18 protein-coding genes are annotated in these 21355 nt (G+C 43.7%); 14 read left to right on the top strand and 4 right to left on the bottom strand.

Translation table 11 applies throughout. The features are described from left to right. Positions 1 to 75: 75 nt before the first annotated feature. A complete protein-coding gene (locus MKY14_RS20795; RefSeq protein ID WP_076193000.1) occupies positions 76 to 1191 on the bottom strand; it encodes an MGDG synthase family glycosyltransferase in 1116 nt (371 codons plus the stop codon). A gap of 51 nt (positions 1192 to 1242) precedes the next feature. After that, positions 1243 to 1770 (bottom strand): phosphatase PAP2 family protein, encoded by a 528-nt coding sequence (locus tag MKY14_RS20790; RefSeq protein WP_076128062.1) that lies wholly within the window; start codon positions 1768 to 1770, stop codon positions 1243 to 1245. A 404-nt stretch (positions 1771 to 2174) separates the two neighbouring features. Between MKY14_RS20790 and MKY14_RS20785 the strand changes: the two genes are divergently transcribed. From MKY14_RS20785 to rplT, 4 genes are all read left to right on the top strand, one after another. Next, positions 2175 to 3413: a glycosyltransferase family 2 protein gene (locus tag MKY14_RS20785; RefSeq protein WP_036679513.1), complete on the top strand. Its 1239-nt coding sequence runs from the start codon at positions 2175 to 2177 to the stop codon at positions 3411 to 3413. Positions 3414 to 3693: 280 nt separating this feature from the next. Continuing rightward, positions 3694 to 4191, top strand: coding sequence for a translation initiation factor IF-3 (gene infC, locus MKY14_RS20780; RefSeq protein WP_036679510.1), 498 nt, complete (start codon positions 3694 to 3696; stop codon positions 4189 to 4191). 60 nt (positions 4192 to 4251) lie between these two features. Beyond that, positions 4252 to 4452, top strand: coding sequence for a 50S ribosomal protein L35 (gene rpmI / locus MKY14_RS20775; RefSeq protein WP_036679507.1), 201 nt, complete (start codon positions 4252 to 4254; stop codon positions 4450 to 4452). Between the two features lie 31 nt (positions 4453 to 4483). Continuing rightward, positions 4484 to 4843, top strand: a complete 360-nt coding sequence (rplT, locus tag MKY14_RS20770) for a 50S ribosomal protein L20 (RefSeq protein ID WP_036679505.1) — start codon at positions 4484 to 4486, stop codon at positions 4841 to 4843. 130 nt (positions 4844 to 4973) lie between these two features. Here the strand turns inward: rplT and MKY14_RS20765 are convergent, their stop codons facing one another. Further along, positions 4974 to 5516: an acyl-CoA thioesterase gene (locus MKY14_RS20765; protein WP_051491073.1), complete on the bottom strand. Its 543-nt coding sequence runs from the start codon at positions 5514 to 5516 to the stop codon at positions 4974 to 4976. A gap of 309 nt (positions 5517 to 5825) precedes the next feature. Here MKY14_RS20765 and MKY14_RS20760 point away from each other — a divergent pair, with 309 nt between their 5' ends. The 5 genes from MKY14_RS20760 to MKY14_RS20740 all read left to right on the top strand — a co-directional run bounded on the left by MKY14_RS20760 (position 5826) and on the right by MKY14_RS20740 (position 11130). Then, a complete protein-coding gene (locus MKY14_RS20760; protein ID WP_076107271.1) occupies positions 5826 to 6875 on the top strand; it encodes a BMP family lipoprotein in 1050 nt (349 codons plus the stop codon). A gap of 179 nt (positions 6876 to 7054) precedes the next feature. After that, positions 7055 to 8593, top strand: a complete 1539-nt coding sequence (locus MKY14_RS20755; RefSeq protein ID WP_036679500.1) for an ABC transporter ATP-binding protein — start codon at positions 7055 to 7057, stop codon at positions 8591 to 8593. Then, entirely contained in the window at positions 8586 to 9659 is a 1074-nt protein-coding gene (locus MKY14_RS20750) for an ABC transporter permease (protein WP_076107269.1), read from the top strand. The genes MKY14_RS20755 and MKY14_RS20750 overlap by 8 nt, the downstream gene beginning before the upstream one ends. Then, complete coding sequence (locus MKY14_RS20745; RefSeq protein ID WP_036679496.1) at positions 9660 to 10616, top strand: ABC transporter permease; 957 nt, start codon at positions 9660 to 9662, stop codon at positions 10614 to 10616. A 184-nt stretch (positions 10617 to 10800) separates the two neighbouring features. Beyond that, entirely contained in the window at positions 10801 to 11130 is a 330-nt protein-coding gene (locus MKY14_RS20740; RefSeq protein WP_076128060.1) for a hypothetical protein, read from the top strand. A gap of 22 nt (positions 11131 to 11152) precedes the next feature. On the opposite strand, the gene MKY14_RS20735 is transcribed toward MKY14_RS20740, so the two are convergent. Beyond that, entirely contained in the window at positions 11153 to 11599 is a 447-nt protein-coding gene (locus MKY14_RS20735; protein WP_036679492.1) for a GNAT family N-acetyltransferase, read from the bottom strand. Positions 11600 to 12190: 591 nt separating this feature from the next. Between MKY14_RS20735 and ilvB the strand changes: the two genes are divergently transcribed. The 5 genes from ilvB (at position 12191) to MKY14_RS20710 (ending at position 21337) form a co-directional block, all read left to right on the top strand. Further along, positions 12191 to 13933: a biosynthetic-type acetolactate synthase large subunit gene (ilvB, locus tag MKY14_RS20730; RefSeq protein ID WP_036679490.1), complete on the top strand. Its 1743-nt coding sequence runs from the start codon at positions 12191 to 12193 to the stop codon at positions 13931 to 13933. After that, positions 13930 to 14418 (top strand): acetolactate synthase small subunit, encoded by a 489-nt coding sequence (ilvN, locus tag MKY14_RS20725; RefSeq protein ID WP_170914191.1) that lies wholly within the window; start codon positions 13930 to 13932, stop codon positions 14416 to 14418. The genes ilvB and ilvN overlap by 4 nt, the downstream gene beginning before the upstream one ends. Before the next feature lie 177 nt (positions 14419 to 14595). Then, entirely contained in the window at positions 14596 to 15588 is a 993-nt protein-coding gene (ilvC, locus tag MKY14_RS20720; protein ID WP_036679485.1) for a ketol-acid reductoisomerase, read from the top strand. A gap of 102 nt (positions 15589 to 15690) precedes the next feature. Then, positions 15691 to 17232, top strand: coding sequence for a 2-isopropylmalate synthase (locus tag MKY14_RS20715; RefSeq protein WP_038569217.1), 1542 nt, complete (start codon positions 15691 to 15693; stop codon positions 17230 to 17232). 286 nt (positions 17233 to 17518) lie between these two features. Continuing rightward, a complete protein-coding gene (locus MKY14_RS20710) occupies positions 17519 to 21337 on the top strand; it encodes a collagen binding domain-containing protein (protein WP_340977208.1) in 3819 nt (1272 codons plus the stop codon). Positions 21338 to 21355 lie beyond the last annotated feature (18 nt).

The raw sequence follows: 21355 nt of genomic DNA, 5'->3' as shown, positions 1-21355 counted from the left end.
AAATGGCATGCTTCAATAATAAAGCGGCAACTCTCCAAGTAAAGTAGTTTGGAGGCTGCCGCTTTTTTAAATTAACTATTCCAATAATTCAATGATACTCTGAGCACATTGTAAAGGATGGTAGCGCGCAATTTCTTCAAGATGAAGTTTGCGCTTGTTTTGCACATCCTCATAGTTGTTTAAGAGGCGCTCCATCCACATTTCGACAACCTCTAAAGATTCGATGGGTTCTCCGAACCCGGCTGCAGTAAAGTAGCGGCAATTCTCCTCCTCCTGCCCGGGAAGAGGGTGATGGAAGAGCATCGGAATACCTTTTGCAAGCCCTTCACTGCAGGTCATTCCTCCCGGTTTTGTAACCAGCAGATCGGATACCTCCATCAGCTTGTGGATTTCACGCGTAAAGCCGAGTAAGGAGATATTAGGATGATTATAATGCGGGTCTTCTTTCATTTCCTTTAGCAGCTGTTCGTTATTGCCGAGACAGAAAACAATCTGAATCTTGTCACGCCATTCCGCCAGACAAGCATTTACGACTTGGTCGTTCATGATTCCCCAGCCTCCGCCCATGACAAGAACGGTTGGCATCTCCCGCAGATTGAATTGCTCTCGAATCTCCTGCTTTCCGGGATGCTTCCAAAAATTAGGGTGTATCGGTATACCTGTTACCTGAATTTTCGTGGCAGGAATATTTCGGCTGCGCAATTTGGATTTAACCTCAGGTGTTGAAACCAGGTAAAGGTCTACCTCTGGGCTAATCCAGGTTGCATGCGCATCATAATCGGTTATGACGGTGACGAGCGGCACATTTAGGGTAGGATCCAATCTCTTTAGGCGGGACACTACAGCACCTGGAATAAAATGTGTGCAGACAATTACGTCGGGTTTCAGTTGTCTCACAATATTTTTGGAATGCGTATAAAATATACGATGCAAGGCAAGCGTGGTAAGACGATTGAATGATTTCTGGTGACGGTAGACATAACCCATCAATTTTGGCTGTGTCGTTACCGTCTTTCGGTAAGCAGACAGAATAATAGGTGCCATCTTGGGGTTTAAAAAATTTCCAAGTTCTAGCACCTTCGTTTGTAAATTAGGCGATAATTGGCGCAGACTGCTCGACAACGCATAAGCTGCTTGTGTATGTCCGGCGCCAAAACCTTCCGAGAGTATTAAGATTCTTTTTTTACGCAATGTTGATTCACCTATTCTCAAGGGTTTTCCCGGTTATTAACAATAAATGCTTTACATCCATAAGGCTATAGTACCAGCTGCTACGCAGGAACCGATCACTGCGCCAGCTATAACATCTGATGGATAATGCAATCCAAGATAAATACGAGAAAATCCGACAATACAAGCTAGCGGCAGCAGAATAACGGTCAAAGCAGGAAACGCCAGCATATAAGGGACCGTAGAAGCAAAGATAGCTGTAGTATGACCAGATGGAAAAGAATGATCCTTTAATGGATTACGAAAAGTATTGGTTTCCGGTAACGCCAGATAAGGACGCATACGCGGGTACAGTTTTTTGGCGATAGCTACGGGTATATGGCTGACAGCTAGTGCTGTTAAGGCTTGTAAACCTGTAGTTCTCCAAGGCTCAGGAGCTAATACCCATACCAGTATATTGATAACAATCGTGCTTGTAGCTCCACCCAAATGAGTAAGGTAAAAGAGCCAAAAGTTCAAAAAACGATTATGCATTCGTCCGTTGATCCACTTAAAAAGATGCCGCTCCCAGAGATGTAGTTTCATGAATAAATGTCTCATATCTAATTCCCTCCGCTAGTCCGGCTACCGTTAACAGATGTTAATGCAGTAATCCGTTCTATAGCTTAGATCTGTCTTAATCATACTTTTTAAAGGTAGTTCATTTCAAGGAAAAGCTCAGGTTTACACGAAATTTGCCAGTTTTGACTTAGAGCACTATTACGCTTTACAATGATTCAAGCAGACTAAACCTGTTTAAAAGGGTAAGAGATAAATAAGGATTCAAAAAAAGGAATCCATAGAATTCTTTTAAACAGCATATATAAAAATTGTGAAGTCTGCCGAGAATAAGAATACTCTTGGTCTATTGTTAAGGGATGCAACAAAAGGGTCAGAAAGAACGTCAAGCAAGCTAGAGAGAAAAAAAGAACACCAAGAGTGAAAAAAGGGGGCATCAAAAGGTCATGACAGACGCACTGTTTGTTACGCTCCAAGTGATCTTGGCAGCAATCGCAGTCTATCAGTTTACGTTTTCATTATTCGGACTGCACAGGAAAAAGAAAAAAACGCAGTATAAGCCGGAAAAATCTTTTGCCGTACTTGTTGCCGCACATAACGAGGAAGAAGTTGTCGGCGCATTAATGGAGAATCTGAAGCAGCTTAATTATCCATCAGAACTGTACGATGTATTTGTAATTTGTGACAATTGTACAGACGGTACAGCTCGCATCGTTAGAGAACACGGCATGAACGCTTGTGTCCGCACCAATGCAAATCTGAGAGGTAAAGGCTACGCAATAGAATGGATGCTTAAAGAGCTGTGGGCTATGCCGCGGCAATATGATGCTGTTGTCATGTTCGATGCTGATAACTTGGCGCATACTGAGTTCCTGATGGAGATGAATAATGATCTTTGTTCAGGTGCACGGGTAATCCAAGGTTATATCGACACCAAGAATCCAGAGGATTCCTGGATTACAGCTGCTTATGGTATTTCGTACTGGTATATTAACCGTTTGTGGCAACTTTCACGCCATAATTTAAATATGGCTAACTTCCTTGGCGGAACGGGAATGTGTTTTGAGACCACACTTCTTAAAGAAATGGGCTGGGGAGCTACAAGTTTGGTCGAGGACTTGGAGTTTACGATGCGTAGTGCAGCACATGGTGTATATCCTAAGTTCAATTATGATGCAAAGGTATTTGATGAGAAGCCGTTAACCTTCAAGGCTTCCTCAAGACAGCGTCTGCGTTGGATGCAGGGGCACTTCACTGTTGCTCGCCGTTATTTTTTCCCATTGCTTTGGCAAAGTATTAAAGAACGCAGCTTAACGAAGTTTGACCTCGCGCTTTATGGAGCGAATGTATATATTGTATTGCTCACTTTTTTAATGACGGCGGTAATGTGGGTGGATATGGCGTTCTTTAACGGACCGAATATCGCTAACATTTACGGCAGCTTGCCGATCTGGCTCAGCTTCCTAGCTATTGGCGCCAATCTGGTGACTTTTGGTATTGCGATGGCATTGGAGAAGGTTACGTTCAAGAAAGTATATGCTTATCTTGTATTCTTCCCGATCTACTTGATCTCGTGGTATCCGATTACGTTCTATGCGTTCTTCACGCAGAACAATAAGCAATGGAGCCATACCAAGCATACTCGCGTAGTACGACTTGAAGAAGTACAAAGTAAGCAGGTATAAAATTCACGAAATTTCTGCATAAAAGGATTGACACCCCAAATAGTGTGGTGTATAGTATTCAAGTACGCAAATCATAGGGATTGCAAGAAGAAGCACCTGCTTCTCACCTGACTGGCATATTCGCCGGCTGGTTTTGATCTCAATGCTTTATGAATGTTAATGTTCATGAACGTTGATCAAACACGGGGTGTCGGGTGTTACCGGCACCCCTTTTTTATGGAGTTACGTGAGAATAGTTGTTAAAAAGATCCGGAGGTGGAGAGTTATCAGTAAGGAACATATGATCAATGATGAAATTCGGGCCAAAGAGGTACGGTTGGTTGGTGCGGAAGGTGAGCAAATCGGAATTAAACCGATCCGCGAAGCGCTGCAAATGGCGATCGATCTTAATCTGGATCTAGTCAATGTAGCACCACAGGCTAAGCCGCCGGTATGCCGCATCATGGATTACGGCAAGTTCCGTTATGAAACGCAGAAGAAAGAGAAGGAAGCGCGTAAAAACCAGAAGGTCGTTGATATCAAGGAAGTCTGGTTCCGTGCTAACATTGAGGAACATGATTATCAAACTAAGTTCCGCAATGTGATCAAGTTCTTGGGTGAGGGCGATAAAGTGAAGTGCTCCGTACGTTTCCGCGGACGTGAGATTACACACGCGAATATCGGCCAAAAAATCCTCGAACGAGTGAAGAACGAAGTGGCTGATATATCTGTTGTTGAGCGCCAGCCAAAGCTGGAAGGCCGCAGCATGATTATGATTTTGGCTCCTAAAGCTCAATAAATCTGGAGTCACTTGCTTATCTGCAATTTGGCGCCGCATAATATTCAAGGAGGAAACACCATGCCTAAGATGAAAACACACAGCAGCCTGAAAGGCCGCTTCAAAATTACCGGAACTGGTAAAGTAACACGTTACAAAGCTCACAAAAACCACTTGCTGTCCCACAAATCTAAACGCGCTAAGCGCGTTCTGAACGGAAATCCAGTAATGGCCCCTGGGGATGTAAGACGTTTGAAACAAGGATTGGCTAACTTGAAATAGTTTATTACACATTTTTGGGAGGTTTATTAATATGGCAAGAGTTAAGGGCGGATTTGTAGTTCGTCGTAAACATAAAAAAGTGTTGAAATTGGCAAAAGGTTATTTCGGTTCTAAACACCGTATTTTTAAAACAGCTAAAGAACAAGTAATGAAATCGATGGTTTACGCTTACCGCGACCGTCGTCAAACCAAACGTAACTTCCGCAGACTGTGGATCGTTCGTATTAATGCAGCAGCTCGTTTGAACGGTCTTTCTTACAGCAAGCTTGTATACGGCCTGAAATTGGCTGGTGTAGAAGTTAACCGTAAAATGCTGGCTGATCTGGCTGTGAATGATCTTAACGCATTCAACTCCTTGGCTGGTATTGCTAAAGAGAAAATCAACGCGTAAGTGTTGTAATATAACCGAAAAGCACCGCCTGCGGGTTGCCCATGCAGCGGTGCTTTTTTTGTGCGGTAAGATAGGGATGGAGCAGCGTTGACATTCCCTACATAAAAGAAAAAGCTCTGCATCTGCAGAGCTATTCCCAGTACTTTATGGTGTTTAATTGAGCGGCGAGTTTTTTGCTGATATTGCGGCGAACTTTTCGTAGCTCGGAACGTTCATTAGCAGATTCGTTGATCAGCTTCTCTTCGTCTGTCTCTGGGATGATAGCTGGGACCGGAGTAGGCGTGCCATCCTCTTCGACTGCGACAAAGGTTAGGAATGAAGTAGCAGCGACAGCGCGCTCTCCAGTATATAGATTTTCTGAAATGATCTTCACAAACACCTCTATGCTTGTCCGTCCGGTCCAGGAGACGAAGGATTCAAAGCATACGGAGTCAGTAGGGCGAATGGGTCTCAAGAAGTCTACAGAGTCTGTAGAGGCTGTGACGACGTTAGTTCGACAATGGCGCATAGCTGAAATGGAGGCTACTTCATCAATGCCGCTCATAAGCTTGCCACCGAATAATGTTTTGTGATTATTGACATCATTAGGGAAAACGCGTCCGGTTTTGAAGACACGGGATTCACGGCAATATTTGAAGGCCGGTGTTGTTTGTGGATTTATTTCTTCGGTCATGATCTGATAACTTCCTTTCAGTGCAATTACTAAGGAATCATAATAATAGAAAACACTTAAGTGTGCAATAATATTTGTAATGTGTTGGAATACTATACAGAGTAAAATCAGGGTTTCTGACATTAACCAGACATAACTGTAACATGCTATGTCATGGAAAGCGGTTACTTGCTAAAAAGTGCAAATTATTATTGACCTGAGGTCATTTATGCACTGGATTTTAGATTTTATTGCAGTTATAATTTGAACTAATGGAATGTCCAAGCAGAACACAGAAGACATCCAATATTTTAAGGGGGATTACATTCAATGAAAAAAGGTTTAAAGCTATCTCTTGCAATGTTGCTGTCTCTTACAGTCGTTTTGACAGGCTGTGGAAACAACAATAACAACGCCGCTAAAGGTGAAACTAATGCAGGAACCAATGCAGGAACAAACGCACCTAAATCCGATTTCAAATTTGGTATGGTTACTGACATTGGTGGCGTAAACGATAAATCGTTTAACCAATCCGCATGGGAAGCATTGCAAGCTCTTGAAAAAGAAACAGGTAGTGGCGTTAAGTACTTGCAAAGTAAATCAAATGCTGACTATGAGCCAAACCTTAACTCCTTCGTTAAAGATGGATACAACTTGACTTGGGGTATTGGTTTTGATCTTGGCGACGCAATTAAAAAAGTAGCTACTGAGAACCCAAATGCTAACTTGGCTATCATTGATAGCGTAGTTGAAGCTCCTAACGTTGCTTCCGTTACTTTCTCCGAAAATGAAGGTTCCTTCTTGGTTGGTGTGGTTGCTGGTCTGACTACAAAAACTAACAAAGTTGCATTCATCGGCGGTCTGGAAAGCCCTGTAATCAAACGTTTTGAAGCTGGCTTTAAAGCTGGTGTAGCAGCAGTTAACCCTTCAGCTAAAGTAACACCTACTTATGCTGGTGGTTATGACAAACCAGACGTTGGTAAATCTCTTGCGGCTACATTGTATAACGACGGAAACGACATTATCTTCCCTGCTGCTGGACAAACAGGAAATGGCGTATTCAACGAAGCTAAAGCTCGTAACAAAGCAGGCGGTACTAAAGTATGGGTTATTGGTGTAGATAAAGACCAATCCATCGAGTTTGGTACTGACGTTACTTTGACTTCCATGATCAAACGTGTAGACGAAGCTGTTCTTAAAGTTTCTAAAGAAGTAATTGACGGTACGTTCAAGGGTGGTACTACAACCGTTCTTGGTCTGAAAGATAATGGTGTAGGTATTTCTGATACTAAGGACAACGTTTCTGAAGAGATCCTGGCTAAAGTTGAAGAATACAAAAAACAAATCATTGATGGAACAATCACTGTTCCTTCCGAGTAATAGTTAGTCTCCATTTATTGCAATACAATAAGGATCAAAGAATAAGGCCGGTGTTGTGCTGGCCTTATTCCTTGTTAAAGCACTGGTTATGATAAGAGGAACATAGATATACCGCCTTACAAAGGGCGGTACATCCGTGTCTATAAGGTAGTTATATATTCTGTGATGAGGGTGATTCCATGAGTGCTGCGGCTCCTGTCGTAGAGTTGAAGCAAATCACAAAACGCTTTCCCGGTATTGTTGCTAACGATTCCATTAGCTTGACGCTTAAAAAGGGTGAAATCCTTGCATTGCTTGGTGAGAATGGTGCAGGCAAGTCCACTTTGATGAACATTGTATTTGGATTGTATCAACCGGATGAAGGCAGTATTGAAATCGACGGGAAACCGGTTATTATTGATAACCCCAATAAAGCTATTGAGCTTGGTATTGGTATGGTTCATCAGCATTTCAAGCTTGTGGAGCCTTTTACGGTGACCGAGAATATTGTTCTTGGGATGGAGCCGAAAAAAGGTCTTAAAATTGACTATAAATCCGCTGCGGAACAGGTTCGGAAGCTATCGGAGCAATATGGCCTGCAAGTGAATCCAAATGCCGTTATTCATGACATTTCGGTAGGTATGCAGCAAAGGGTAGAAATTATGAAGACCCTGTACCGTGGAGCGGATATTCTCATATTTGATGAGCCGACCGCAGTACTTACGCCTCAAGAAATTACGGAACTCATGGCGATTATGAAGCGGCTTGTTGCAGAGGGAAAATCCATTATTTTGATCACGCATAAGCTTAAAGAAATCATGCAAATATCTGATCGGGTCACCATTATTAGACGTGGGAAAGTAATTGATACTGTGAATACCGCAGAGACCAATCCTAATGAGCTAGCTGAAAAAATGGTTGGGCGTGGCGTAACTTTCAAAGTGGACAAGAAGGCTCCTGAGGTTGGCCAATCTGTACTCAAACTGAAGGATGTCAGCAGTAAGAGTAAAGATGGGGTCTCCGTACTGGATGGTCTTAGCTTTGAAGTTAAAGCAGGGGAAATTCTCGGGATTGCTGGCGTAGATGGTAATGGACAAAGTGAGTTGATCCAGGCCATTACAGGTCTGCGCAAAATTGATTCGGGTTCGATAACCGTGTCTGGCAATGAAATTGCTAATTTATCACCGCGAAAGGTTTCAGAGATGAATGTCTCTCATATTCCTGAGGACCGCCACAAGCATGGGTTAGTGCTTGATTTCACCATGAGTGAGAATATGGTTTTGGAAACCTATTATAAGAGTCCTTACAACAAAAATGGCTTTTTGCAAAATGATGTCATTGATAAGTACGCAGCGAAGCTTATAGAGCAATTTGATGTACGTACACCTTCAATAGAGACCAAAGCACGTTCTTTATCCGGCGGAAATCAACAGAAAGCGATTATTGCGCGGGAAATAGATAAAAATCCGACATTGTTAATTGCCGCACAACCTACACGCGGTCTAGATGTTGGGGCTATTGAATTTGTTCAGAAGCAACTCATAGCTCAGCGTGATCAAGGAAAGGCTGTTCTACTTATTTCCTTTGAATTGGACGAGATTATGAACGTCTCTGACAGAATCGCTGTTATCTATGAAGGGAAAATTGTCGGTGAAGTGTTCCCGCAAGATACGAATGATCAGGAACTGGGTCTTATGATGGCAGGCAGCTTGCAGCGGGGAGGTAAGGCAGTTGAATAAGTTCAAAAAAATCTTCACAACTGACAGCTACATCGTTCCTCTGGTTGCCATCGTGCTTGGTTTTCTTGTGGGAGCAATAGTTATGCTTCTGGGCGGTTATGATCCGATAACTGCTTACTCCGCACTGTTCAAACGTGTGTTTGGTAATTTGTATAACTTTGGTGAAGCTGTGCGCGAAATGACACCATTAATGCTTACAGGGCTAGCCGTAGCTTTCGCATTCCGTTCAGGGATGTTTAATATCGGGGCAGATGGCCAAGTAATGATTGGTATGACAGCGGCAACAGTGGTGGGTATTAAGATGGCAGGTCTGCCATCCTTCCTGCTTGTCCCGCTTGCTGTAATTATTGCGGGTGTCTGCGGTGGTTTATGGGCAGGGATTGCCGGTTATTTGAAAGCAAAACGTGGGATTAACGAAGTTATTACCACAATCATGTTAAACTGGATTGCTCTTTACCTGTCGAATTATATCGTTAGAAACTTTTTGTTGCTTCCAGGACAAAATCGTTCCGAGGATATTCCGGCCTCGCTTTCCATGACCTTTTTGAATTCGATATTTGATAATGCACGTCTACACTGGGGTACAGCTATTGCTCTTGCTGCAGCGGTATTCTTCTATGTGTACTTATGGAAGACCAAGCAGGGCTACGAAATGCGTGCAGTTGGTTACAATCCACATGCTGCCGAATATGCAGGGATGAATGTTGGACGTAACGTTATGAAGGCAATGTTCATAAGTGGTGTATTCGCCGGTCTGGCCGGAGCAGGAGAGGTGCTTGGTGTATTCCATTATCAAGCTATTTTCGCGGCATCGCCAGGATATGGATTTGATGGTATCGCTGTTGCTCTTCTTGGTTTAACACATCCACTTGGTGTTATTCTGGCTGCGATTCTCTACGGTACGCTGACTTATGGTTCTGCGGGTATGAGTTTTGCTGCAGATGTTCCACCAGAGCTTATTCGTATCGTTATTGGTTCAATCATATTCTTTATTGCGGCACAAGGGATTGTGCGCTGGGTGCTTAAGCCCTTTTACTTCAAGCGCAAGAAAGAGAAGGTGTTATAGATGGATCTGCAGACGTTAGGTCAACTGCTTAATACAACGCTTGTTTTTTCCACAGCGCTCATTTTTGCCTCACTTGGCGGCATCTTCTCTGAACGTTCCGGTGTCGTAAACATTGGACTTGAAGGTTTGATGATGTTTGGTGCCTTTGCGGCAGCAGTAGGCGGTTATTATGCTCAGGACGCTGGTATGGGCGAATGGGCTCCTTGGGTTGGTGTACTCTGTGCTATAGCTGTTGGTGTGCTAGGCTCACTAATTCATGCGGTTGCATCTATAACCTTTAAATCTGATCAGACGATTAGTGGTACGGTTATTAACTTTTTAGCTGCAGGAAGCACGCTCTATATGGTAAAGCTCCTGTTTGATGGATCTGCTGAAACTCCGATCATTGACGGATTTAGCAAGGTTGCAATTCCTGGGCTCTCCAAAATCCCAGTGATTGGTGAAGGGATTTTTAATTCCTATCCTACAACTTATCTGGCCATAATACTGGTCATCGTTATTTATTTGGTTCTGTTTAAGACGCCATTTGGATTGCGTTTGCGTGCAGTAGGTGAGCATCCAAGTGCTGCAGATACACTGGGTGTAAAAGTTAATCGGATGAGATATATCGGTGTAATGTTGAGTGGATTGATGGCGGGTATTGGTGGAGCTACAATCACTTTAACAACAACCGGAACCTTTGGACATAATACAATCTCTGGTCAAGGTTTTATCGCCATTGCAGCGATGATCTTTGGGAAATGGAATCCACTTGGTGCCTTTGGTGCAGCGGTATTCTTCGGATTTTCCCAAGCGATCCGCAACTATGTTCAATTGTATGAGTGGTCACAAAATATTCCTCAAGAGTTTATCTTTATGATCCCTTATGTACTGACTATCATCGTGCTGGTAGGGGCTGTAGGCCGATCCTCTGCTCCTAAGGCATTAGGACAGCCATACGATCCTGGTAAGCGATAGAAATGTAACTTTTCAAAGCCGTATTTCCGGTCTTTTCCCGGAAATACGGCTTTTTTATTAGGATCAGCAAGGATAAACATTGAGGCAGGAGGGCAAGTGTACAGGCGAAGGTCCTTTCCATCGAATAGACTGTTTTGTAGATGATGCAAATGAGAGGCGTACAAAACATTTAGGAGGGGATCATATGACTAAGCCAGTTACGAAGAAGCAGGTTATGAGACTCGTAGGTAAGCAGATCATTGCAGTAAAAAAGGACGGTACTCAGGTGACAGGGAAACTGCTTCGTGTATCCGGAAATCGTCTGATATTACAACGCGTAAGTGGTAAAAAAGTACAAACCAAAGCAATCATTCCTTTAGTGTTGTTTGATTTGCTAGCTATTGGTACAGCACCTTATGCTTTTGGTGGTGGCTATGGCGGTGGAGCGCCTTATGGCGGAGGTCCTGGCTATGGTAATCCTTATGGAGGTTACGGGTACGGAGGCACACCCTATCCACCTTTCGGATTCTTTTAAGTTCAGTTGAAATTCGATTTAACTAGATGAACCTTTTCTCCAATTCGTAACAGAAGCTTAGGGATTGATAACGGGCTACGCTGTAGCCCAATTTTTGATAAAAGGCAAGAGCTGCTGTGTTTCCTAAATCGACGGATACCTTAGCCCGATGACATCCGCGTGATAGTGCAAATCGTTCTGCTCGATCCATGAGCATATTCCCCAAGTGTTTGCGCCGTGCTGCGGGTGCTATGGCTAACATATCGATATAAAGTAAATCACCATGCAGCAGGAAATGGACAAACCCCATTGGATCACTCTCATAGTCGGGACAGGCGACTAAGGTGATACCGTGTCCCAGACGACGGGGGATATCTTTTTTGATTTTGGCAATTTCAGTCTTTGGTAAATGAGATAATGGTACAAGCTGTCGCTCGATTAAATCAAGGATAATGACGTCATCCTGCTTGGGTCGACGATAACGGATCATAGAGCGCCCCCTTTCTACGCATTGTCGTACATCATATGTCGGGAGCGTGGTGGGGGTTCCCAGCACGTAGAAGTAGGAGTTGTGACAATATTAAAAATAAGGGTATTGACTTATCCATGTTAGGAATCATATAATGTGTCTAAACATTTTATCGAACATACATGTATCGGCAATGATGAGGACGAAGTTTTAAGGGCTCTTTTGCTCAGAGAGTGTGAGGATCTGCTGCAACCTCCACCGAAATCCCTTATATACGAGCTCACCTCGGAGCTGTTTTCCTGAAAGGTCTACTGGCTAGAGTGGTGGAATTATTAGGGGAAATCGTTTAGTCCGCGTTAGGGACTTCAGGTTACAGAGATTAGGGCCCTTGCCTACATCGATGGATTTTTGTATACCTGATAAGGCGTTGCATCGCGAGATGTAATGCAAACATGGGTGGTACCACGGAAGATCAACCTTTCGTCCCTCACGCGCTAATACTGTGCGTGGGAGGCGAAAGGTTTTTTTGTTTTATAAGGAACCATTTGCTGATGTATAAAGGACGGTCCGTCATTTGCATAATGAATGTTAAATATCGGAGGAGGAATACTGATGAGCGCGCAAATACCGGAATTACGGTCTACTGAGCAGTTAAAAGAAAAATGGATGGAGCCGGAGGTCATTTCCGGTTCCGAGATATTACTCCGCAGCCTTGTATTAGAAGGTGTAGACACTGTATTCGGATATCCGGGTGGAGCTGTACTGTACATCTATGATGCATTGTACGGTTTTACGGATTTCAATCACGTGTTAACACGTCATGAGCAAGGTGCTATTCATGCAGCTGACGGTTACGCTAGAGCAAGTGGCAAACCAGGGGTATGTATAGCTACCTCAGGTCCCGGAGCAACGAATCTTGTAACAGGTATTGCTACAGCATATATGGACTCCACTCCATTGGTTGTAATCACAGGTAACGTATTCTCCAGCCTGATCGGTACAGATGCTTTCCAGGAAGCAGACATTACCGGGATAACGATGCCAATTACTAAGCATAGCTACTTTGTAAGAGATGTTGAGGATCTCCCGCGTGTTATACATGAAGCTTTTCATGTGGCGAATACCGGTCGTAAAGGTCCAGTGTTGATCGATATTCCGAAAGACGTGTCAGCAGCGAAGACGTTGTTCACACCAGTGAAAACAGTGAATCTTCGGGGCTACAATCCTTGTACAGTTCCAAACAAACTGCAGCTTGATAAATTGGTTCGTGCGATTGCGGTTGCTGAACGTCCGATCATCATTGCAGGTGGTGGAGTCATTTACTCCGGAGCACATGAAGCTATGTTCGAATTCGTGAAACGGACAGAGATTCCAATTACTACAACCTTGCTGGGTCTCGGAGCTTTCCCTAGTGCAGAAGAACTTTGGATGGGAATGCCGGGTATGCATGGTACGTATACCGCGAATAATGCGATCCAACAGTGCGATTTGCTCATTAATATCGGTGCACGTTTTGATGACCGTGTTACTGGCAGACTGGACGGCTTCGCGCCAAAAGCCAAAATCGTGCATATCGACATAGACCCTGCAGAAATCGGGAAAAATGTATCACCTGATATTCCGATTGTAGGCGATGTGAAAACGGTATTGGAAATGCTGAATCCTGAGGTTGGCCGCGCATCTAATGCTGATGCTTGGAGAACACAGATTGCTCAGTGGAAGCTAGATCAGCCGCTTCGGTATAAGGATTCAGAAACAGAGCTTAAACCACAATGGGTGATTGAAATGATCAATGACACCACTAAAGGTGAAGCGATTGTTACAACGGATGTTGGTCAGCATCAAATGTGGGCTGCACAATACTATAAGTTCAATCATCCGCGTTCATGGATTACTTCAGGCGGTCTTGGAACGATGGGCTTCGGATTCCCGTCAGCTATCGGTGCACAGATGGCACATCCTGAACGGTTGGTAGTATCGATTAATGGTGATGGCGGCATGCAAATGTGTTCCCAAGAGCTAGCGATATGTGCGATTAACAATATACCAGTCAAAATTGTAGTAATTAACAATCAGGTGCTTGGCATGGTTCGCCAATGGCAGAATCTTATCTATGATAAACGTTACAGCTTTACAGACCTCGCAGGCAGTCCGGACTTCGTTAAGCTGGCTGAGGCCTATGGTGTAAAAGGTCTACGGGCGACGAATAAGGAAGAAGCACGTGATGCATGGCAGAAAGCACTGGAAACACCGGGTCCAGTATTGGTAGAATTCGTTGTTCCAAAAGACGAGAATGTCTACCCGATGGTAACTCAAGGTTCAACCATCGATCATATGCTGATGGGGGATGAATAACAGTGACAAGACATACGATTTCTGTACTCGTAAATGACCAGCCGGGTGTGCTTCAACGGGTGTCGGGTTTGTTCGGTCGCCGCGGATTTAATATTGAGAGTATAACGGTTGGCCAGTCTGAAGAGGTTGGATTGTCCCGGATGGTTATCGTTACTCTTGGAGACCAGCATACGCTTGAACAAATCGAGAAGCAGCTCTACAAGTTAATTGATGTAATTAAAGTCGTTGATCTTGGATCTAAGCCCATGGTTGCTCGTGAGCTGGCTCTGATTAAAGTGAATGCCGATCCAAGTGAGCGTCCGGAAATTATGGGCGTTGTAGAAACCTTCCGGGCTTCAGTTGTTGATATTGGCAGCACTACATTGTTAGTACAGGTAGTTGGAGATACAGTGAAGATTGATGCGATGATCGAGCTTTTGAAACCTTATGGAATCAGAGAGCTGTCTCGCACGGGTATTACGGCTATGGTACGCGGTAACTCTTAAATAGTTTATTTTGCGACTTTAACGGATTACTGCTTGATTGCATTAATCTGATATGATATGAATGAACTTCCCGCTAAAGAGCGGGAGCTTGAGGAGCAGCTAGATCTTCTATGATTCCAGTTCTCTTGAAGCACCCGCTCTTTATGATGGGTCTCAAATTAAAGGAGGATATTGACAATGGCAGTTACAACGTACTATGAACAGGATGCAGAACTTAGTGTATTAAAAGGAAAGACAATTGCGGTAATCGGGTACGGTAGCCAAGGACATGCCCAAGCACAAAACCTGCGTGACAGTGGTCTTCAAGTTGTCATCGGTCTTCGTGAAGGTAAATCTTTTGAAACTGCGAAAAATGACGGTTTTGAAGTATTGCCAGTAGCTGAAGCAGTATCCCGTGCAGATGTTGTGCAAATCCTAATGCCAGATGAAACACAGGCTTCGGTATATAAAAATGAAGTAGAACCAAACCTCAAAAAAGGCGCAGCTTTGATGTTCTCCCACGGCTTTAACGTACACTTTGGACAAATCGTTGCTCCTAAAGATGCAGACGTGTTGCTTGTAGCACCAAAATCTCCAGGTCACATGGTTCGTCGTACTTATGTTGAAGGCTTTGGCGTTCCTGGCTTGATTGCTATCGAACAAGATGCAACTGGAAAAGCTAAAGAAATCGGTCTTGCTTATGCAAAAGGTATCGGCTGTACACGCGCAGGGGTTATCGAAACTTCCTTCCGTGAAGAAACCGAAACTGACTTGTTCGGTGAACAAGCTGTACTTTGCGGTGGTGTATCCGCACTGATCAAAGCTGGCTTCGAAACATTGACAGAAGCAGGATATGCTCCTGAGATGGCTTACTTCGAATGTCTGCACGAATTGAAGCTGATCGTTGACATGGTATACGAAGGCGGATTGTCCAGCATGCGCGATTCTATCAGTAACACTGCTGAGTACGGTGACTATGTAACTGGACCACGTATTGTAACTGAAGATACTAAAAAAGCTATGAAAGCTGTTCTGACAGATATTCAAGAAGGTAAATTCGCTCGTGACTTTATCCTTGAGAACCAATCCGGACGTGCTTTCCTTACCGCTACTCGCCGCAACGAAGCTGCTCACCCAGTAGAAGTTGTAGGTAGCCAATTGCGTGAAATGATGCACTGGATTAAGAAATAATCATAATCATACTTATGATTAAATAGTATTACCTTCAAATGCGGCCGTGACTTTGCGAGCCGCATTTGAGAGTTTCAGCACAATTTTTGGGAGGTGCTTAGCATGCGGAAAATTTATGTGTTCGATACGACACTGCGAGATGGAGAGCAGTCACCAGGTGTGAACCTCAACACGCGTGAGAAAGTGGAGATCGCTTACCAGTTAGAGAAGCTGGGAATTGATCGCATGGAAGCGGGTTTTCCTGCAGCTTCTCCAGGTGATCTAGCTTCTGTTAATGCGGTGGCAAGAGCTGTGAAGAACGTCACGGTAATCGGCCTTTCTCGTTCTAGAGAGACAGATATTGATGCTGTAAAAGAAGCACTACAGGGAGCGCAGGACCCTTGTATTCATATTTTTCTGGCTACATCTCCTATTCACCGCCAGCATAAGCTACGGATGGATAAGGCTCAGGTGCTGGAAACTGCACAGTCTGCTATCCGATACGCTAAAAAATATTTCCCTAAGCTCGAGTTTTCATTAGAAGACGCGGGCCGTACGGAGTATGATTTCATGGCTGAAATGGTCGGCATGGCTATCCGGGAAGGCGCTAATGTTGTTAATATCCCGGATACTGTAGGTTATTTGAATCCTTCGGAGTACGGAGCTATCTTTAAATATCTAAAAGAGAATGTGCCTGATATTGAACGCGTACAGCTTAGTGCCCATTGTCATAACGATCTTGGTATGGCTACAGCAAATACGCTGGCTGCGATTCAGAATGGTGCAGATCAGATCGAAGGAACGATCAACGGTATCGGTGAACGTGCCGGGAACACAGCGATTGAAGAAGTTGCGCTAGCGCTTGAGACACGGGCTGAATTTTTTGGTGCAAAAACATCGCTTACGTTATCTGAGATCTCTCGCACAAGCCGTCTGGTCAGCAAGCTTACAGGTATGGTGGTTCCAGGGAATAAAGCGATTGTAGGAGCTAACGCATTTGCTCATGAATCGGGTATTCACCAGGACGGGATGCTAAAAGAGAAAACTACCTACGAGATCATGACACCGGAGACTATTGGACTTAAAGAGAGCAAGCTGGTACTCGGCAAACACTCTGGACGGCACGCTTTCCGCGATAAGTTGAGTGATCTTGGGTATGATTTGTCCGAAGAAGAGCTGAACACCGCTTTTTCTAGATTTAAGGATTTGGCAGATAAGAAAAAAGAAGTATCAGATGAAGATATTTTGGCTTTGATTGAAGAGAAATTAATTGATACGCCAGAAGTCTTTAAGCTGCAAACGATGTTCGTTACTTATGGTAATGAAGCTGTTCCAACCGCCAAGGTTATTATTGCGGGTCCGGAAGACCAGCCGATTGTAGCTGAGGCCGAAGGTAATGGTTCAGTAGATGCCATCTACAATGCTATTGATAAAGCCACGAATGAGGAAGTTACCCTTGGAGATTATTCGATTAAATCGGTCTCCCGTGGTAAAGATGCGCAGGGTGAGGTTCATGTGGTGCTTTCGCAGGGAGAAGTAGCTGCACAAGGCCGTGGACTTAGCACCGATATTCTAGAAGCAAGTGCCCGCGCTTATATTGATGCGCTGAACAAGCTTCTGGAGAAGCGTAAGACTTACACCAAACGTGATCACGCTAGTCTATAAGATGTACAATGTTATTTTTATTTTCCACTAAGTAGTAAATACGACAGGGATATGCGAGTTATTGCGCATATCCCTGTTTTTTTTGCAATAAAAAGATCTCCAAGACTGCAATAGGACGCTGTTCAGATTATGTATAGATGGACTATTTACAATAGTTGTTAGGTTGCAAATTTATATCATGAGAAAGAGTCAAGGAGGTTAATGCGGGGGAGTAGAGTACGGGATTCAAAGGATAAAGCTTAGGAAAAGCACGATAAACGGAGTGACAAAGGAGGCATTTTTAATAATGTTATCAAAAAAGAAAATTAGCGCATTGCTCGTAGTATTCTTGCTTGTGACGCAATGGGCTTACAGCTTTGGCTTTGGAGTCAATTCGCAGGCATATGCGAGTGGCAACGGTACTGTAATTGGAGATGACCTCATTACTAGTGTTACGCTTGCTGTATACACCGATGATAAATACACAAATACGGTTACAGAAAGCGTATATGAACTTGATTCCTATTCGGAATTGAACTATACATGGTCACTTCCAGATGGGCATGGATATAAGGATGGGTCCACCTATACCTTTGATCTTCCAACACAGTTTGAACTTTATAACGATCTGAATGGTGATCTTATTTTTGACGATGAGCCTGTAGGGACTTATACCGTCGACAAAAATACTAACCGCGTTGTATTTACATTTAATGCTTATATCGAAACTCACGATAAAGTGGGAGGGACTTTCTCCGTAAGGTCGCTTTTGAGCTCCAAGAAAATTACAGGCTCCACGAAGCAAACCCTGATTTTCCCGATACAAGGCGGTACTCAGACTATTGAGCTTAATTTTAAGCCGAAGGTTAGCTCTACTATAGAAAAAGACGGTTCGCCTAAGCCGCAGTATTATAATCCAACAAGCATCGCTTGGACGGTTGATGTGAATAAGGCACTGGAAAGCGTAAAAAATGCAGTTGTCACCGACACACTCCCTGCGGGATTATCACTGAATACGGTATCTATTGCAGTTTATGAGCTTGATGTGAAGGTCGATGGGACTGTGAGTCTTGGCAATCTAGTGGACAGCAGCAAGTATGATGTATCAGGATCCACTTTGGGAGAGTTAAAGCTGAAATTTGCGGATAACCCGCTTACTAAGGCTTACCGGATTGGCTTCACTACGGATATTACTGGTACTGGTGTAGATGCGAAAACCTTTTTGAATGAGGCAGTCTTAACAGGAGAAAACGGATTTTCTAAAAAGGCTAGCACTACAGTTACAGTAGGACGTGGCAAACCACTATCGAAAGAGTCCACCAATTACGATGCAGCGAATCAGGTGATTTCCTGGGCTGTTAATTTCAATTACAATGAAAAAACAATTTTAGCGGCAAATGCTATTTTGAAGGATACATTCAATAACACCCAAGATCTAATTCTCAACTCGGTTAAAGTTTATCCTGTAACGATCGACAGTAATGGCAACGGGGTTAAAGGCGCGGAAATCGCTTCAAGCGAATATACAATAACTCCAACAACTGCACCGGGATTAAATGGTTTTGATCTGAAATTTAACAATGATATAAATTCTGCCTACCGTATTGAATATCAGACAAAGGCAAATGGCAGAGTATTTGATGATGGCAAGATTACGAACAAGATTACTTATGATGGAAAAACAGAAACGGGTTACAGTGATATCAAGCAGCAAATTCTCCATAAAAATTATAGCAACGTTAATTATGCGACTAAGACCCTCGATTGGACTATCCAAATTAACGATGACAGCAAGACTATGGAAAATCTAGTGGTGACAGATACTTTTGGCAATGCTGGATTAAAGCTTGTCCCGGGTACATTAAAGGTTCAACCAACTAAAGGTGGAACTGCTACCGTCCATAGTGTTGTTTACAATGCACATGATCCGGTTGCAGTAAACGATGGATTTGTGATTACTTTTAATGCGCCGATAAATGAGCCTTACACAATTACTTATACAACAAGCTTTAACTATGATTGGCTGGCTCCGGGCAAAACTCAATTCACTAATACAGGTGCACTCGATTGGAAAGAAATGGTTAATGGGGTGCAGGAGTCTAAGCATAAAGAAGCGACCGTAACCTTTAATCCAAGAGATGAGGTTAAAAACAATGGGAAGAAGAGTGGTTCCTACAATGCTGTAACTAAGGAAATCACTTGGAACATTGGGGCTAATTATAATCAGAAAACGTTAAACCAAGCTCAACTGGTTGATACCATTTCAGCTGGCCAAGTTGTAAATATGGATTCTGTCAAAGTGAATAAATGGGAGTATGGAAAGGATGGAAATCCTTCTCCTCAAGCTAGTGTGAATTCCGCGGACTATAAAGTGGAGCTGGATGGCAGTGAGCTTAAGGTGACATTTAATAAAACGATTAATTATGCGTTCTACGTCACTTTCAAAACAACGTTCGCGGATCAAGCGATTGATTCAAATGAAATTAAAAATACAGCTACGTTATATGACGGTGCGAAAGTAGAGTCCGCTAAACTGCAAGCTTCTGTTAATATCCCTCAGGGCGGGGAATACGTTAACAAAGAAGGTGCACAGGATGGAAATAAAATACATTGGACGGTTTACATCAACCGTAACCAATCTTTTGTAAAAGAAGCGGTAATTACGGATATTCCAAGCGACAATCAAATCCTGCTGTCCAATACATTCCATGTCTACAAAACGAAAGTTGCAAGCAATGGGGATGTAACATCGACCAACCAAGAATTGGTGAGTGGTACAGATTATAAGCTGGAAATCACTACGGATAATGACGGAAAAGAAAGCTTTAAGCTTAGTTTCCTGAAGGATATTTCCGAAGCTTATATTTTGAAATATGACTCCCTGATCACAGCACAAAACAATGATAAGGTAACCAATAAGGTTAGTTTCGATGGTAAAAACATCAAAGTAGTTCCAGGTGTAAGCACCGAGGAAATTATCGTTAAGCTCTCTAGCGGCTCCGGCACAGGAAGCGGCGTAAGAGGACCGTTGACGATTACCAAAGTAGAAGACGGGAATACGAGTAAGGTGTTAAGTGGGGCCGTTTTTGATCTGTATCGGGTAGTTGATGCCGATAAGATCTGGATTAAGGAAGGCACTACGGATACAAACGGGATACTTGAATTTACCAAACTAACAGGTGGGAAATATATATTAATTGAGAAAACAGCGCCTGCTGGTTATGTTCTTGATCAAACACCACATGAAGTGACTATTTCTTCGACGACAGGGATAAGCCTTGAGGTAAAAAACAAAGTTCCGACACCAACAGCAACGCCTATACCGACCGTAACGCCCGCACCAACGGTAACACCAACGCCAGCGCCAACAGCAACACCAACGTCGACACCGACAGCAACACCAACGTCGACGCCGACAGCAACACCAACGTCGACACCGACAGCAACACCAACGTCGACGCCGACAGCAACACCAACGTCGACGCCGACAGCAACACCAACGTCTACGCCAGAGGAACCGACAGGTCCTATCTGGACACCATCACCGACACCGACACCGACACCGGAAGTAGTCGTTACTTCTACACCAACAGCAACACCAGTTGTGGTGGCAACACCTTCGCCAACACCGATGGTAACGCCAGTGTCGACGGCAACGCCAACGGTTACGCCAACAGCTACTCCAAGCCAGCCTGTGGCAACTAGTACGCCTGTTGTTCCGCAGGTAACCCCACCTGTGCAGAAAGAGATTACCAATGAAGATGTTCCTATTGAAGGTGAAATTCCACTTGGGGGAGTGCCAAGCTTGGGAGATGAGCCGGGACATGGTAAAGTGACTATTACTAAGGATGGCAAATGGGTCTACACACCTGATCCGGGCTATATTGGTAAAGATAAGTTCACCATTATTGTTACAGATGAGAATGGAAATGAAGAAGAAATCCTCATAGAGATTGATGTGGAGGAAGTACCAAAGGGTACAGTTACTGAGCCGGGAAATAACAGCAATAAACCGACTCAGCTTCCGAAAACAGGAGAAGACAGCGCGTTTCCGATCTACTTGGCTGGTGGTAGTCTGGTGCTTTTAGGGTTTGTCTTAACAAGACGATTCAAACGTAATAACTAGGAAGGTAATAATAAAGAC

The organism is Paenibacillus sp. FSL R5-0887, assembly GCF_038002305.1.
In the GTDB taxonomy this organism is placed as follows: Bacteria; Bacillota; Bacilli; order Paenibacillales; family Paenibacillaceae; genus Paenibacillus_AQ; species Paenibacillus_AQ odorifer.
The sequence above is the reverse complement of the archived record's forward strand: the minus strand, read 5'-3'. Positions and strand labels throughout refer to the sequence as shown.